This is a genomic window from bacterium (assembly GCA_041648665.1).
In the GTDB taxonomy this organism is placed as follows: Bacteria; UBA10199; UBA10199; order 2-02-FULL-44-16; family JAAZCA01; genus JAFGMW01.
Genome location: JBAZOP010000029.1, coordinates 1 through 15,006, shown reverse-complemented (window position 1 = coordinate 15,006; position 15,006 = coordinate 1). Strand labels below are relative to the sequence as shown.

At 55.3% G+C, this 15,006-nt stretch carries 14 protein-coding genes; 5 read left to right on the top strand and 9 right to left on the bottom strand.

What is annotated here, in order from left to right:
• A complete protein-coding gene (locus WC683_10575; protein MFA4973051.1) occupies positions 1–669 on the bottom strand; it encodes a hypothetical protein in 669 nt (222 codons plus the stop codon).
• Positions 670–708: 39 nt separating this feature from the next.
• Positions 709–897: a hypothetical protein gene (locus tag WC683_10570; protein MFA4973050.1), complete on the bottom strand. Its 189-nt coding sequence runs from the start codon at positions 895–897 to the stop codon at positions 709–711.
• Between the two features lie 233 nt (positions 898–1,130).
• Between WC683_10570 and WC683_10565 the strand changes: the two genes are divergently transcribed.
• The 3 genes from WC683_10565 to WC683_10555 are packed head-to-tail and all read left to right on the top strand — an operon-like array spanning position 1,131 to position 4,467.
• Positions 1,131–2,159 carry a glycosyltransferase gene (locus WC683_10565; GenBank protein MFA4973049.1) on the top strand — a complete coding sequence of 343 codons (1,029 nt, stop codon included), beginning with the start codon at positions 1,131–1,133 and terminating at the stop codon, positions 2,157–2,159.
• A gap of 44 nt (positions 2,160–2,203) precedes the next feature.
• Positions 2,204–3,217 carry a radical SAM protein gene (locus tag WC683_10560; GenBank protein MFA4973048.1) on the top strand — a complete coding sequence of 338 codons (1,014 nt, stop codon included), beginning with the start codon at positions 2,204–2,206 and terminating at the stop codon, positions 3,215–3,217.
• Positions 3,214–4,467, top strand: coding sequence for a hypothetical protein (locus WC683_10555; GenBank protein MFA4973047.1), 1,254 nt, complete (start codon positions 3,214–3,216; stop codon positions 4,465–4,467). Before WC683_10560 ends, WC683_10555 begins: the two co-directional genes overlap by 4 nt.
• Here WC683_10555 and WC683_10550 read toward each other — a convergent pair whose 3' ends face one another.
• From WC683_10550 to WC683_10540, 3 genes are read right to left on the bottom strand one after another with little or no spacing between them, the layout of a single operon-like run.
• Positions 4,468–5,571: a radical SAM protein gene (locus tag WC683_10550; protein MFA4973046.1), complete on the bottom strand. Its 1,104-nt coding sequence runs from the start codon at positions 5,569–5,571 to the stop codon at positions 4,468–4,470. It abuts the gene before it with no gap.
• A 19-nt stretch (positions 5,572–5,590) separates the two neighbouring features.
• On the bottom strand, positions 5,591–6,490 hold the full coding sequence (locus WC683_10545) for a radical SAM protein (GenBank protein ID MFA4973045.1): 900 nt from the start codon (positions 6,488–6,490) through the stop codon (positions 5,591–5,593).
• Between the two features lie 7 nt (positions 6,491–6,497).
• On the bottom strand, positions 6,498–7,466 hold the full coding sequence (locus WC683_10540) for a class I SAM-dependent methyltransferase (GenBank protein ID MFA4973044.1): 969 nt from the start codon (positions 7,464–7,466) through the stop codon (positions 6,498–6,500).
• A gap of 105 nt (positions 7,467–7,571) precedes the next feature.
• On the opposite strand from WC683_10540, the gene WC683_10535 reads away from it, so the two are divergent.
• Complete coding sequence (locus tag WC683_10535; protein MFA4973043.1) at positions 7,572–8,579, top strand: hypothetical protein; 1,008 nt, start codon at positions 7,572–7,574, stop codon at positions 8,577–8,579.
• A gap of 65 nt (positions 8,580–8,644) precedes the next feature.
• Positions 8,645–9,565, top strand: a complete 921-nt coding sequence (locus WC683_10530) for an NAD-dependent epimerase/dehydratase family protein (GenBank protein MFA4973042.1) — start codon at positions 8,645–8,647, stop codon at positions 9,563–9,565.
• A 14-nt stretch (positions 9,566–9,579) separates the two neighbouring features.
• Here WC683_10530 and WC683_10525 read toward each other — a convergent pair whose 3' ends face one another.
• The 4 genes from WC683_10525 to ispF all read right to left on the bottom strand — a co-directional run bounded on the left by WC683_10525 (position 9,580) and on the right by ispF (position 14,962).
• On the bottom strand, positions 9,580–10,920 hold the full coding sequence (locus WC683_10525; GenBank protein ID MFA4973041.1) for a hypothetical protein: 1,341 nt from the start codon (positions 10,918–10,920) through the stop codon (positions 9,580–9,582).
• A gap of 69 nt (positions 10,921–10,989) precedes the next feature.
• On the bottom strand, positions 10,990–12,972 hold the full coding sequence (gene uvrB, locus WC683_10520; GenBank protein MFA4973040.1) for an excinuclease ABC subunit UvrB: 1,983 nt from the start codon (positions 12,970–12,972) through the stop codon (positions 10,990–10,992).
• Position 12,973: 1 nt separating this feature from the next.
• Positions 12,974–14,446 (bottom strand): cysteine--tRNA ligase, encoded by a 1,473-nt coding sequence (gene cysS / locus WC683_10515; GenBank protein ID MFA4973039.1) that lies wholly within the window; start codon positions 14,444–14,446, stop codon positions 12,974–12,976.
• 39 nt (positions 14,447–14,485) lie between these two features.
• Positions 14,486–14,962 carry a 2-C-methyl-D-erythritol 2,4-cyclodiphosphate synthase gene (ispF, locus tag WC683_10510; GenBank protein ID MFA4973038.1) on the bottom strand — a complete coding sequence of 159 codons (477 nt, stop codon included), beginning with the start codon at positions 14,960–14,962 and terminating at the stop codon, positions 14,486–14,488.
• Between the last annotated feature and the right edge of the window lie 44 nt (positions 14,963–15,006).

Sequence of the window (15,006 nt, the reverse complement as noted above, 5' to 3'; positions counted from 1 at the left end):
TCAAGCTGCAAACATATCGGGATTGTCTATGCGAAAGATCCCTTTCGCGCACGCGTTGGCATGGATGTTATTCGATGGACCTCTCTCGCAAAGGCTCTTGCCGAAGCTGGTTGTATGGTCGACATGATCACAGTTCTCGGACAAGATACCTGGCAACTCTCGCCACGGCTTCGAGTCATCCCGATCAGGAAGGCTCACTGGGAGCACTACGATTGTATCAAAGCATGCTATCAACAGACTATTCAATACATTCCACCGCACGACTGCATTGTTGCGCGGCTCGCCCGCGTTGTCGGCTCCGACGCGTCTTCCCGTGACACCCGACATATCGATGAGCTCTTGCGAGGACAGGAGGAAATCGGACAACGTGCCCACATCATCCTCGTCAATGACGAGGAGAACCGAAAGCGTTGGATCCGTTTTTACGGAACATCGCAACAGGTTCACCTCCTCCCCACCGGATGCCCCGACGTTATCCCGAGAATGACGGCATCGCCGTTCGAGGGCGATCTTCGCATCGCCATCTTTATGGGTACGATCAGCAATCGCAGGATTGTCGTAATGCTGAACAAGATCGGCCGATTGCTTCAGAAAGAAGGATGGCGACTTGTGGTTATTGGCACAAACAAAACCGCCTACTATTGTTCTCGTCACTATGATGTTGACCATCGTGCCTGCATCGTCCTCCCCGCTGTCCCCCTCGATCTGTCATGGCAGTACCTTCAGCACGCTGATGTCGGACTCGCCGTTGCCCCAGGGCCATTCGTCTTCGAGAACGAGACGAGTAAGCTTTACTATTATCTCCGCGCCGGACTTCCGGTCGCTTGCGAAGAACGGATTTCGAATGCCGATCTTGTACGCAGGATGGCATGGGGCAGCATCTTTTCTTACGGTCACGCCCAAGCCGCCACGAAGGCCATCCTTAAGCTTGGCCGAAGGCGTTTTTGCAAACAAAGCCGAACCGCTATGATCCGCCGTCTCATCCGGCATCACAGCTGGAGCGCTCGAGCCAGGACGCTCGAAACCATCGTTGACACAGCTCTCGCGCATACCTCGAATGTTAGGGACTGAATATGAGCCCTTCTGCCGCCGTTGTCGTTTGTGACATTTTTCCGCCGGAAGTAGGTGGAATGGCCTCAACTGCCGCTCGCGTCTCGCGCTATCTGACAATCAATGCTACGCCGGCGGTAACGCTCGTCTTCAAAGCAGACCGGATCACACGTCACTTCAGCAACACGGTCAAATCGTTTCCGACCGATAAAATCCTCACATCGTTCAACCGCCAGGCCGAATACCGCGAAGAATGGCAACAGATCATACCTCTAGCTGTAGAGCCTTCCTTTGTCATCAGCCTCTACATGGGACGGCCTGCGTACATGGGCCACCTGCTCGCGCGACTACTGTGGGTCCCGCACTACATCGTCTGTCTGGGATCCGATGTGAATCACCACTTTGAACGGTTTGTCCATAAGTGGCGTTTTCCCTGGCTCATCAAGTGCGCAAAGAGGATCGGCATCCTCTCTCCCGACATGCGTGATAAATTTCGTTCTTTTTCTGACTCTGACGGAAAAATCACTCTGCTCTCTCCCGGTTACGACACTGCGTCTTTCTTCCCGATGGACGTTCCGATCGAATACGATATTCTCTTTGTGGGGCGTGCACGGCCAGTGAAAGGGCTGGACCGCCTCGTCACGGCACTCTCAAAGATCACAAGGTCTGCACGCGTTTGCTGCGTCATCCCTGTGAACGATGCCGACGCTGCATTTGCAGCCACCTACCGTGAGACAGCAGCTCGTAAGGCATCGCATCACAGCTTTGTATGGCTCCCCCAGCAAACACCTATTGAGCTTCGTCAACTCTACAACGCCTCTCGTTTTGTCGTAGTCCCGTCCCGAAGCGAAGGCGCACCTCACGTCGTCCTTGAGGCAATGGCCTGCAATCGACCTGTAATCGCAGCCGACGTGGGACGAATAGCGGAGTTCCTTGGTTCATGCAAAACGCTATTCACAACGGATGAGGATCTTGAGCGTTTGCTCGCCGCGGTAGTCGATGAAACGCTCGACGTGCCGACGAACCTCCGTAGGCAAGCGCTAGCCATCGCAAACCAGAATGACGAGTGTACAGCCTTCCGCCGTTTCGTTGACCTTGAGGACGAATGAGCACTAGCAGAGCAACCATTATTACGGACAGGAACCCCTGAGACATGAAACGATCTTTGAGCAATATCCGGAATAAGATATCAGCACGATACAGCCTCTTCATAAAGAAGACTATGCTCAACCATTCGCCCCGCTACATGATGGTCGAACCGACCAACCACTGTAACCTCGCGTGTCCGCTCTGCCCCACCGGCAGCGGTACACTGGGCGTAACGCAGGGATTCATGGATCTTGGCAACTACGTTCGCCTAATCAACGAGCTCTCGCCCGAGCTCGAGACGATTCTGCTGTGGGGATTCGGCGAACCACTTCTGCATCCCGAGATATTCCGGATGATCGCGGAGGCGCACTCTCGCGGCATCACAACGAAGGTCAGCACCAACGGTCAATGCTTCGGCGGTCGTGAACAATGCGAGGAAATAGTGACATGCGGTCTTACGCAGCTACGCGTTTCTCTCGACGGACTTTCAGACAAGACCCTTCAGGTCTACCGCCGTGGCGCCTCGTTCGAGAAGATCATCGCCGGCCTCAATTACATCATTGAGGCCAAGCGAAGGCTAAAGAGTTCGAACCCCCTTATACTGCTCCAGTTCATCGCTATGAAGCACAATGAGCACGAAGCCAATCGCATAAAGGCCCTCGCCGATGAAATGGGTATCGCTTGGAGGATCAAGACGGCATCAATCGGAGAGGTGGAGACTATTTCCAATTATGGTAAATTTCTGCCTGACAGCGGTCCGATCCGCTACGCCGTCTGCGACTGCGCAGGCGGAACACAGCATCTCAAGCCGCGCCTTGCCCGACCGCACGTCTGCCCTTATCCATGGCTTTGGGCCCACGTGAACTGGGACGGCACCGTGGTACCCTGCTGCAAAGACCCCCACCGGCAACACCTCCTCGGAAATGCCTTCGCTGAAGGTGGCTTCCGAGCCGTTTGGAACAACACGACATTTGTGACGTTCCGGGAAACGTATCTGCGCAACCCGGCCGAACTTGTGCGCTGCAGGAAATGCGACTATCCTTTTCAGTCAACATGTTTCCCGCTCCAATCATCATGAACGTTCTCCGCCGTCTCAATCTTTTGCTCATAGTCGCTGCCCTTCTCATCGCAGCTTCGGCAGCACACGCTCGCAGCTACGACCTCAACGCTGATTTCTACGCCTTTGACAAAGACCGATCAGCGACGATCCGGAGATTCGAGCCGGCAATGAGCGAAGCGCAACGCGCTATCTCGAGAAGCGAGGTGTCCGGCAGACCAATGCCCTGCTCGCGTCAGATCCTTCTCGAGACGCGCTGGCTAGCTGATTCGACATCGGACTATGAACGCCTCAGGCGGAGAATGGACGAGCTCAGAAGAAGTCTCAGGAAACCGAATCAGGGATTCGCCGATGAGCAGGCGCCATCGGACGGTAGCTGGGGGCGGTGTTTCGAAGAGTGGTTCTTGAAGTTCAACACCTCCGTCGATTTCATACGCGAGCTTCAGGAAGAAGGAAGGACGCCTGCGCACCGGACCTCGTTTCTCGACAGGATCAATTCACCCGAATCCCTCAGCACATATCTGCACTCCCTCCTCATTTCGGATATCACGGCTACAGGGAAAGACAGCGCCAAAGAGCTGAACTACGCCGCAACGGGGCTTCTCCGCCTGTTGCTCAATGGGGCACCCGCTGACTACCCATATCACCCCAGCCTGAAAGACGCTCTCCTCAGATTCATCGACGACGAGTGGCAAAACTCCGACACCGGTTACTGGGGGGAGTGGTATCTGCGGGTGGGCGAGCCAGTGAAGACCGACCACCTGAGCACTACGTTTCACATTATCTCATACCGCAAGGGGGATGTCAGGCGCTGGAAAAAGATCATCGACACAACGCTCGCGATCAAAGGCCTGGAGTACCCCTTTGGTTGGCTGGAACACGGGGGATATTCGAACCATCACAACTATGACGTTGTCAAAATTTTCCGTTACGGTTGGCCGCACATGAATAGACGGCAGCAAGCGACGGCGCGCGACGAGCTACGCGCCATGATCAGGTGGTGCCTGCAGTCTTCCCTCAAACCTGACGGATCGTTCGTCATGAGTAGGACCGGCCCCATCGGCGAATCCTTTTATTTCGGCGTGGCTTTCCTCAACGAAGTCGGATACTTTGAGAGAGCACGCCGCTTTTGGACGGACGAGGAATTCCATGGAGTGGACGATGTCCGCGCGGCGATCCTCCGAAAAATAGATTCAATCAAGTACGGCGATCTGTATATGAAATGGGCACGCGAGATGCTGATCGAAGCTGGCGGTGAGCAACTGCAATGATTATCCCTTCTCGACGATGCCCGTTCCCGCCCCCGCACATTCCGTACGGTCCAACATGCGCCTCAGAAGCGAGCCAGCATCATATCCAGCCAACTCCTGCATGATCTCCAGATTGTCGTCGATCGTAATCCAACAGCTGCGGCATCGCGGGTGTTTCAATGGAGGAATGAGGCCACGCCTGAATTTACAATACTTCTTGCACGCGATTATGGCATCGAGGCCGCTCTCGAGGATATTGCCCATGCGGAATTTTTCCTCGATCATCTCGCAACAAGGAAAGGCGTTCCCCTTCCGATCGATCTCGACACGATAAAACGGCAGAAAGCAGGGCGTGCGCAGCTGCAAATCGTTCGTTCGCGACATAATGCCCGCACCGCCTCCCCCGAATCTGAATATACGCGAGAGGTTTGTCTCCACAGCCAGCTCTTTAGAAACTTCGAGACTCCGTGGAATCAGGGTGCTATTTAGCTCGTCTATGTGCTGTGGCTGGAGACGGAAGAGCGAATTATTTTTCCGATCCCCAGTATCCTCATAGGGCATGAAGCTGAGATGGCGAACACCGAGACCATGCACAAAGCGCAGGAGATCGATGATGTCCCGGTAATTGAATGAAGCAAGAACCGAATTTACGCCAACGTAGCGTATATGTTGCAAAAGTATCCGGATCGCATCAACCGACCGCCGCCATGCTCCGGGAGCGCCCACGATATAATCGTGGAGCTCTTCCTGATGCGAATCAAGGGATATCCAAATGGATTTCAGCTTGGCCTTGTGCAGACGCATGGCATAGGCTTCGTCGATGAGCTGTCCGTTGGAGGTGATGCCGCACTTTATGTCACGTTCGCCTGCATAGGCGACGATCTCCGGCAGGGCGTCGTAGAGCGTTGGCTCTCCCCCGATAAGATTCAAGACATGACAACCGTGCTTACTACACTCATCGATGATCCGCAAGAGGCGTTCACGCGGCATATCCTCCTGCTCAGTCGAGCGCCAGGAAAAACATTTTCGGCAGCGCAGATTGCATCGCCTAAGGATCTCCACCTTCACCACGAAGATTTTTATACTTCCGCCGCACTTGAGCCGACCGACAAACGTATCATCCATGGCAACCTTCCTGGTTTGCTCAATCTCCTTTTGCTGAAACGCTCGTCACTGAAGGGTAATATTTATGGCAAACCTCCTGATAATGCTCGATCATAAATTGGAAGTACTCTGACGCCAGGATCTCCTCTACAGAATGTCTATGAAGGCTCAGATCATCGAGTCGATAAAGGTAGCGTCTGACGAAATCGGGCGGATCGTCCGAGTCCATCCAGCGCGGTTGCAACCTGCAACAAAATTCGACAATGCCGTCATAGGCGACATAGAGCTCCCGCCCATCGACGAATTTACATCGTTCACACCTTTGGATAGGACCGTCGAATTCGGCCGGCGGCGCTAGTGTCTCGCCGTACGCCCGCGAGCGTCGGAAGTCGATGTCACAGCCGATCCGGCGCGCCATCGCCCTCGCCTGATCGATCTCTCCTTCGTTGTGCTCGAAGACGATGAACTGCCACTCGGCCTTCCCTCCCCCCACTACAAAGGCTTCAAGATTTGACATCGTGCGCTGAAAATCGGCGCCCATCCTATAGCGGACATAACTCTCCGGCGTCGCTCCGTCGATGGCAAAGCGCACATGCAAGCGAGGAAACGACAGGCTGCGCCACCATTCCGCTTCGTGAGTCACGCCATTAGTGTCGATGGATATCCTGGCCCGCGAGCGCTCCCTGAAGAAGGACACGATGTCCAGAAACTCGGGATGCATAGTCGGCTCCCCGAATGTACCGCAAAAATTTACGTGAAGCAGGTTGGCGAGGAGAGGCTCGAATCGTTTACGGATCAGCGCAAGCGGCAGATGACCTGGCGGCAACCCGTCGCGCCCTCGCCTGGTGAAGACCTTCGTGCGCGAACAATACGGGCAGCTGAGCGTGCAGTACGACGTGAGGTCGAGTTGCAATTTTCTGATGTCAGCAGCAGTAATCATGATAATCCTAGCGTTTCTCCAATAGCGCCCTAATGTCATCTGTCACCAAATCGACGATTGTCAGCTCACGAGGAAGGCGATCGATAAGCCATAATGGAATAAGAGGTTCGACGCCTTCGTCAGCAAGGTGCTTCCACTCGTGGACCTTCCATAACGAATCGTCGAACGTCTCGCGCCACCGCCGCAAATGCCACCTGTTGAGGCCGCCAACGAGCGCGTCAAATTCATCTTCCGACACGCTATTTAGCTCGCACGACAAAGTTCGGAGTTCGTCCGGCGTAAGCAGTACATGCCCCCAAGGGATATCGACGATGCCTGGGGAGTGCGCCCCGACCAGCGAATAAAAATTTGACCACTCTGCATAAAAGATACCGCCTGGCTTGAGAAGGCGATGCACCTCACTGATGGCACGCTCAATGTCGCCAATGTGCTCAAGACTGGAGATCGAGAAAACAAGGTCCAAGCTCTCATCGTCAACTGGCACGCTTGCCGCATCCGCAACGAGCCACTCGACACCCTTCTGGCGAAAAACAGCTCTGACATCCTGCGCAGGATCAAAGGGTTCCTCAATGGAAGCATGAACCGCCGCCATCCATTGCCGCATCTGGTCGCGGCAATTTGGATCGAGAGCACACGGTTGGCGATCGAGTGCAATGACCGAGCCGCCGCCCATGCCGCGCCAAAGGAGAGCCTCAATTCCAAAACCAGCGCCAAGATCGAGCGCCGTCATACGGGCCAAACGACGGCCGCGATCGCGCAGAAGCTCCTTGAGACGCTTCATCTTCTTTCGACGCTTGCGAACCTTTGCACCGTACTCCTCCTCGCTGCTCGCCGAGGTCGATGCAATCTCCCGCTTGAACCCGCATAGCGCCTTATGAAAAAAGGCGTAACGAGGCAGCTGGCCGCTCATGGATGATTGAAAATATGCATCCGGCGTGAGCGAAGAAAGCACCCCAAGGATTTCGACCGGCTCCATGCAAATATATCTTTCAGAGTATGGATTTTCAGTCAACGGAAATACATCGCATACCTGGCACGTAGATAACCATTGACTACCAGCCTCGATTGAAATTAGCCTGAGATGGAGATGGTTATCCTGCAAAAAACTCCTGCAAATGAAGGCGGTTATATCGAAGGGAATATGGCCTACCTGCAGAAATGGGGAGAGAAAATAAATACAAGGGATCTTCCGTTAACAGGAGAGCTACTTGTTGCCGATGGTTGTTCCCCTTGTCCTAATTTCAGGCCGGCTGAAGTCATACTGACACTTGTTGCTATGTTCAATGTGGCCCCATCGGTTTTAATAAGAACGTTTCTTGGATCAAGCGGCACTTATGAGGAATACGGAAAAATATGGGGATTAAGCCAGAGAGCGAACCAAACCTGGATTGATTTTTATGCTGGCATCCCTTCGATCGACAATGTTGATCCAAAATTCCTCCCAATTGGTCATGACGTACAGAAGGCGACAGAGATCAGAACCAAATGCATTCAAGAAATGTGGAAGCTTATCAGCCCATACATTGGCACAGGAACAGCAAAACTAAAAATATCAGTAATGGAGAATGAATACTCACGAACACTCAAGATTGCCGACATTATTGATTCAATGCCGCTTAACGCTCTTTTGATGAAATTTCCATGTCCAATCTGCAGCCATCAAACAGACAAGACTCTTTATCACGGGTTACGCAGAACAAAAGATAATTTTTGCGTTACGAAAAATGAGCGGAGTGAAGCAGAAGTAAAATGTATGTGTGCACAGCCTTGGAAAAAACACGGGATGAAATTAAGAGTTGCCGATGCTTCGTCAATGCTTGGGGCAAGGTTATCCGGAAAACTCATCTACAGTCTCTTGTCGCTCCAATTGCCTAAACTTGTGATTCGCGATTATTCCAATCCGCGAGGCACTGTTGCACAAGTGGTCAACGACTGGGATGAAAATATCTGGATAAGCACTAGGCTCGAAATACCTGGGAACAGCCTTGAATTACAAGATTCGATCCGAAATTCACCAGGGGAATGGGCAGACATCCTAAAAAAAGTATCTTTCTTGTGCAGCGGCGAGGAGATTTGTATTACATACTGATACAATACGGCGGCGTTAGCTGGATTGAAGCACTTGGCATATGAAGTACCGAAAAGAGGGCACCGATGAAAATACTGATTACAGGCGGCGCTGGATTCATAGGTTCCCATATTGCAGACGCTTATATAAACGATGGGCACAACGTAGTCGTCTTGGATGACCTATCCAGAGGCTCCACAAAAAACATCAATTCTAAAGTCCGCTTTTACGAGATGAGTGTAAATGATGAAGACATCCTCACGGTATTTGAAAAGGAACGACCGGAGATAATGAGCCACCATGCTGCCCGGATCAATGTCGCCAACTCATTGGAAGATCCAGCGGGGGAACTCGTGGTCACTATCAACGGTTTTTTGAACCTGATGGAAGCCGGGAGGAGACATGGTCTCAGGAAGGTCATCTTTGCATCATCGGCCGCCGTCTACGCAAACACGGATAAACTCCCGACAGATGAATCTCATCCAACCGATCCTGCGTCCCCTTACGGGCTGGGAAAGCTCATGATCGAACAACTTCTTCGTTATTACGGACGCACTTACGATATCAATTGGGTCGCACTGCGATACGCAAATGTCTATGGTCCACGTCAAAACGGTTGCGGCGAAGCCGGGGTAGTTGCAGCCTTCCTCGAGAAAATGCTGGCAAACAGACAGCCTGTAATTGATGGGTCTGGTGATCAGACTCGCGATTTTATTCATGTGAGTGATGTAGTCGAAGCCAATCGAACGGCCCTGAAGGACGTTGCCCAAGGCATCTATAACGTAGGAACGGGCGTGGAAACGGATATCAATAAAGTCTTCAACATGTTGCGCGAACTGACAGGAAGTCATTGCCAGGAACATCACGGCCCTGTCAGAAACAGGGATTTGGAACGAAATTCTATCTCATGTCGGCGTTTTCAAACAGAATTTGGCTGGAGGCCAGTAATTGAGCTTCCAGTAGGAATAAAAACTACTGTAGAGTGGTTTTTGAAAAATAAGAGTTGAGCCCTATTTTTTCTTTAATTATCAGCGGCTTGTGCGAACTCGATGCTGCCGCCGTTTTCCTCGAAATTCACAGCACCCGTCGCAAGCTCCGCGGGTGAAAGCGCCGTTGTCCTGGCCAACACCGGCATCCCCTCGCCGGGAAGCGTCGGGCACGAGAGAGCATCCGAACGTTCGATGAGCGCAAAGTACACGGAACCATAACCGAAGATTTCGCGCTCCCAGCCGGCCGATGAAAGTGTCGCCGCAAGCCCCTCGTACGCGCCCGCCTGCTCGATGGCAGCCAGTCCCTGGCCGGCTCCGGCGCAGGCCAGATACTTGCCGCTCACAGGATCGACAGCAAAGACTTCGACAACGCCGGCGGTCTGAGGCGCGGCTGAGTGGGAGACTTTCGTAATCTGCGTAGCCGCAAGGTCGGCAAGCCTCACCACCGGCGCGCCGAAATACACCGGGCTCATGCTCTGAAACGAGACGTAGCCCTTGCCGTTTGTGAAGTCAGCGCGCTCGCCGATCAGGTCGGAGATCCTCGCAGGCTCGATCTCGCCCATGAGCTCAGGTCCCGAGTCCTCCTGGACAAAGAGCGAAAGGCTCATCTCCATGTCGGTGAAAGAGCGGTCGGCAGCATCGAGGCACGGGATCGAAAAACCCAGCGCCGCATAGAGCACATCCCCTGTGCGAATAGAGTCCATGAATTCGTCGCCGATCTGGCACAGGTCGTCGCCGACATCGGCGCTGATGTAGAAACGCGGAGCGCTCCCTTCGGGCGCGTCGTGCTCGAAGAAGAGCTTGTCGATGAAGAGTCCCTCGTTCAGGGCAGGGGCCATGGAGAGGACCGCGAGCGGCTCCTTGCCCGGGTCCCTGAGCACTGCGGCGGCGCGGCCGTTCGTGGCCCAGATAAGATTCGCCAGCAAGTCATCTGTCGTGAGCTCGGCCGACTCCCCAGCTATGTCGTCCTCGATGCCGATGGGCTCAGGGCATTCGCCCCCGTCTTTTTCCACGAACACGAGCTTGAAGCGGGCGACGGAATCGATCGAGACCCCTTCGATCTCTTTGAACGGAACCGAAAGCTCGCCGTAATAGACCCCCGACGAGGCGAGCGCTTTCATCCCGTCTTCCTGAGTGGTGCAAGCCACGTCCTTGCCGGTCGCAGAATCCCTCATGTATACCGAGAACTCGCCCTGCCCGCCGTACTCGTCCTCCATGCCGCCGTTGATGTAGAATTGGTCGACGACTATGGATGTGATGTCGCCGATATCCAGGAACGGCTTGGTCAGGTCGAGCCCGCTTCCTCCGCCGCAGGCGGATATGAGTACTATGGCCGTAATGATGAAAGGAATGAACGCGCGGGTATGCCTCATGATCTTCCCCCTTCAAAATTTGGGGAAGAATATCATAATTTCAGGGGGAATAGAAGGATTTCGTGGCAATCAGAGGCCGACGCGGCGGTTCTCGAGTTCGGAGATCCGGTCGCGCAGCTTCGCGGCCTCCTCGAACTCCATGCGTTTTGCGTGCTCCAGCATCTGGCTGCGCAGTTTCTTTATGAGCTTCGGTATCTCGTCCTGAGGCACGAAGTCCTCGCCGCCTGCCGGGACCTGCACGTAGTCCTGCTCGTAGATGGAGTGCAGCACGTCACTGATCTTCTTCTTGATGGTCTCGGGCGTGATGCCGTGCTTCTTGTTGTAGGCCTCCTGGACCCTGCGGCGGCGGAGGGTCTCGTCGATGGCGCGCTTCATCGAATCGGTCATCACGTCCGCGTATAGGATCACCCTGCCATTAACGTTGCGCGAGGCGCGGCCAAAGGTCTGGATGAGCGAGCGCGTCGAGCGCAGGAAGCCCTCGCGGTCCGCGTCCAGTATCGCGACCAGCGAGACCTCTGGAAGGTCCAGCCCCTCGCGCAGGAGGTTGATGCCCACCAGCACGTCGAACTCGCCTAGCCGAAGCGACCTGAGTATCTCCATCCTCTCGAACGACTCGATGTCAGCGTGCAGGTAGCGCACGCGCACGCCCTTTCCCCTGAAATAATCGGTGAGCTCCTCTGCCATGCGCTTGGTGAGAGTCGTGACGAGAACCCTCTCGTTTGCATCCACGCGCTTTTTGATCTCGGAGAGCAGATCGTCCACCTGGCCTGCGATCGGTCTCACCTCCGGCTCCGGGTCGATGAGCCCCGTGGGCCTCACGATCTGCTCCACGAACGTATCGCCGGATTTCTTGAGCTCGTATTCCGCGGGCGTAGCCGATACGTATATCACTTGGTTCGTGAGCCTCTCGAACTCCTCGAATTTGAGCGGCCTGTTGTCCAGGGCGGACGGCAACCTGAAGCCGTAGTCCACCAGCGTCTCCTTGCGCGCCCGGTCGCCACGGCTCATGCCGCCGATCTGCGGCACGGTGATGTGGCTCTCGTCGATCACGAGCAGGAAGTCCGATGGGAAATACTCCATGAGCGTTGGCGGCGCCTCGCCAGGCGCGCGGCCCGTGAGGTGTCTTGAGTAGTTCTCAATCCCCTTACAGAAACCCATCTCCTCCATCATCTCCAAGTCGTAGATCGTGCGCTGCTCTATGCGCGCGCGCTCGAGGATCTTGTTCCCCTTATCGTAATGCTGGATCCGATCGCGCAGCTCGTCTCGGATCGCACCCATCGCCTGTTTCATTTTCTCTTCCGGTGTCACGTAGTGGCTGCCCGGGAAGATGGTGACGTCGGAGAGCTCCTGTATCGGCTTTCCGGTGAGCGCGTCTATCTCCATGATGCGTGAGAGCTCGTCGCCGAAGAACTCGAACCGCACGGCCTTGGCGTCTTCGTATGCAGGAATCACCTCGACAGTGTCCCCGCGCACGCGGAAGGTGCCGCGATGAAAGTCGATGTCGTTGCGCTGGTACTGGATGTCGACCAGGCGCCGAAGCAGGCGCTGGCGGTCGATCGTCTCGCCCTTGGCCGTCTTCACCATCATGCTTTGGTAGGCCTCTGGGCTGCCCAGACCGTAGATGCACGAGACAGAGGCCACGATTATCACGTCGCGACGCGTGAGCAGCGAGTGCGTTGCCGAGTGACGCAGTTTGTCTATGCGTTCGTTTATGTCCGAGTCCTTCTCTATGTAGAGGTCCTGGGCAGGGAGATACGCCTCGGGCTGGTAGTAGTCGTAGTAGCTGACAAAGTACTCGACCGCGTTCTCGGGGAAGAGTTCCTTGAATTCGGAGAAGAGCTGGGCGGCCAGCGTCTTGTTCGGCGCCATGACCAGCGTGGGTTTCCCCACGTTCGCGATGAGATGAGCCACGCTGAACGTCTTTCCGCTGCCCGTGACGCCTAGCAGGGTCTGATGCTTCTTTCCCGCGAGCACGCCCTCGGTGAGCTGTTCTATGGCCCTCGGCTGATCGCCCTTGGGAGTGAATTCTGTGACGAGTTTGAATTGAGACATCTCAGCGCAGCTTCCATTCCGTCGTGCCGTCGGGTTTGTCTTTGAATTCCACGCCGAGCTTCGCAAGCTCGTCGCGAATGGCGTCGGCACGTTTGAAATCCTTTGAAGCGCGCGCGGCCTTGCGCTCGGCGATGAGGCGCTCGACCTCGGAGGTGTCCACGCCCGATTTTGCCTGGGCCCTGGCGTGGGTGCGCTGGCGATACGCGGCCGGGTCTGAGCCGAATACGCCGAGCACCGCGCCTGCGATCTGCTGCATGTGCGAGAACTGAAGCACCGTCCATCCGGTAAAAGACGTAGGGCATTCCTGATTGTCCAAGAACTTGTTCACGAGTCTCACCGCCTCGAATACGAGCCCCGTTGCCCGGGCGGTGTTGAAGTCGTCGTCCATGGCCTCGTCAAAGCGCGCGTCGAACCGGGTGAAGAATTCTCGGAGTTCCTTCGCCTCTTTCGAATCGCCGGGATCGTCGGACACGGACTTGCCGGGATGTATCGCATGGAGCCTCTCCGCGGTCTCGTAGAAGCGGTCGAGCGAAGACCCGGCCTCGGCGAGCGCCTTCTCCGTGTAGTCCAGCGGCGAACGGTAGTGAGACGAGAGGATGAAGAGCCTCACCGCCTCGGAATCGTGGTGCTTTATCACCTCGCGAATCGCGGTGATGTTGCCCAGCGACTTCGACATCTTCTCAGCGTTGATGTTTATGAACCCATTGTGCAGCCAATAGCGCACGAATTCGCATCCGCACGCGCCCTCGGCCTGCGCGATCTCGTTCTCGTGATGCGGAAAGATGAGGTCGCGGCCGCCGCCGTGGATGTCGAAGGGCTGGCCCAGGTACTTGGAGCTCATGGCCGAGCACTCGATGTGCCAACCCGGTCTGCCCTCGCCCCAAGGGGAGGGCCACTTCGGCTCGCCCGGCTTGGCCGATTTCCAGAGCGCGAAATCGAGCGGGTCCTTCTTGCGCTCGTCCACCTCCACGCGCGCGCCGCTCTCCAGCTCCTCGATATTCTTTTTCGAGAGCTTGCCGTAGCCCGGAAACTTCCGCACCGAGAAGTAGACATCGCCATCGATCTCGTAAGCGATGCCGCGGCTGATCAGCTTCTCGATCGTGGCGATCATTTCCGGAATGTGACCCGTGGCCCTGGGCATGATGTCCGGTTTGAGCACGCCGAGGGAGGCCATGTCCTCCTCGTACTCGCCTATGTACTGGCGCGTGATATCCTCGCAGGAGCGCCCTTCCTTGTTTGCACGATTGATGATCTTGTCGTCCACGTCCGTGTAGTTGCGCACGTACGTCACGTCGAAGCCGCGGTGCTTGAGATGCCGATAGATCATGTCGAAGACCACGGCGGCGCGCGCATGTCCCAGGTGGCATGTGTCGTATGCCGTGATCCCGCACACGTACATGCCAACCTTCGGAGCCTTGAGCGGCACGAACTCCTCTTTCTTTTGCGTCATCGTGTTGTAGACTACCAAAGCCATATTAGATTCCTTTTTATTTCAATCCCGACGCCACCCGCCTCAACATGTTACAAGTACTATTGCCTGAACTGCTATAGCATCGCCCTTCCCTATTGCATCGAGACCCTCGTTCGTGCGCGCCTTGACGCTCACTGAATCGATCGGAAGGTTCAGTATACCGGAGATTCGCTCCCTCATCTTCGCGATGTGCGGCATCATCTTCGGTTTTTCGGCTATGATGTTGGCATCCACGTTGACCGGCGAGAATCCCTTTTCTTTGACAAGTGCTGAAACAAGCGAGAGCAACTTTGCGCTGTCAGCGCCCTTGTATCTCAGGTCAGTGTCGGGGAAGTGTTGGCCTATGTCGCCCAGCGCCGCGGCGCCCAACATGGCATCCGCTATCGCGTGGAGCAGCGCATCGCCGTCGGAATGGCCGAGCATGCCCTTCTCAAACGGGACATTTATCCCGCCAAGGATGAGGGGCCTTCCGGAGACGAGTTTATGAATGTCGAATCCCATGCCGATCCTGAAATTCATCGCCACTCCTTGAGTATCGCCTCTGCGACGATAATATCAGAGGG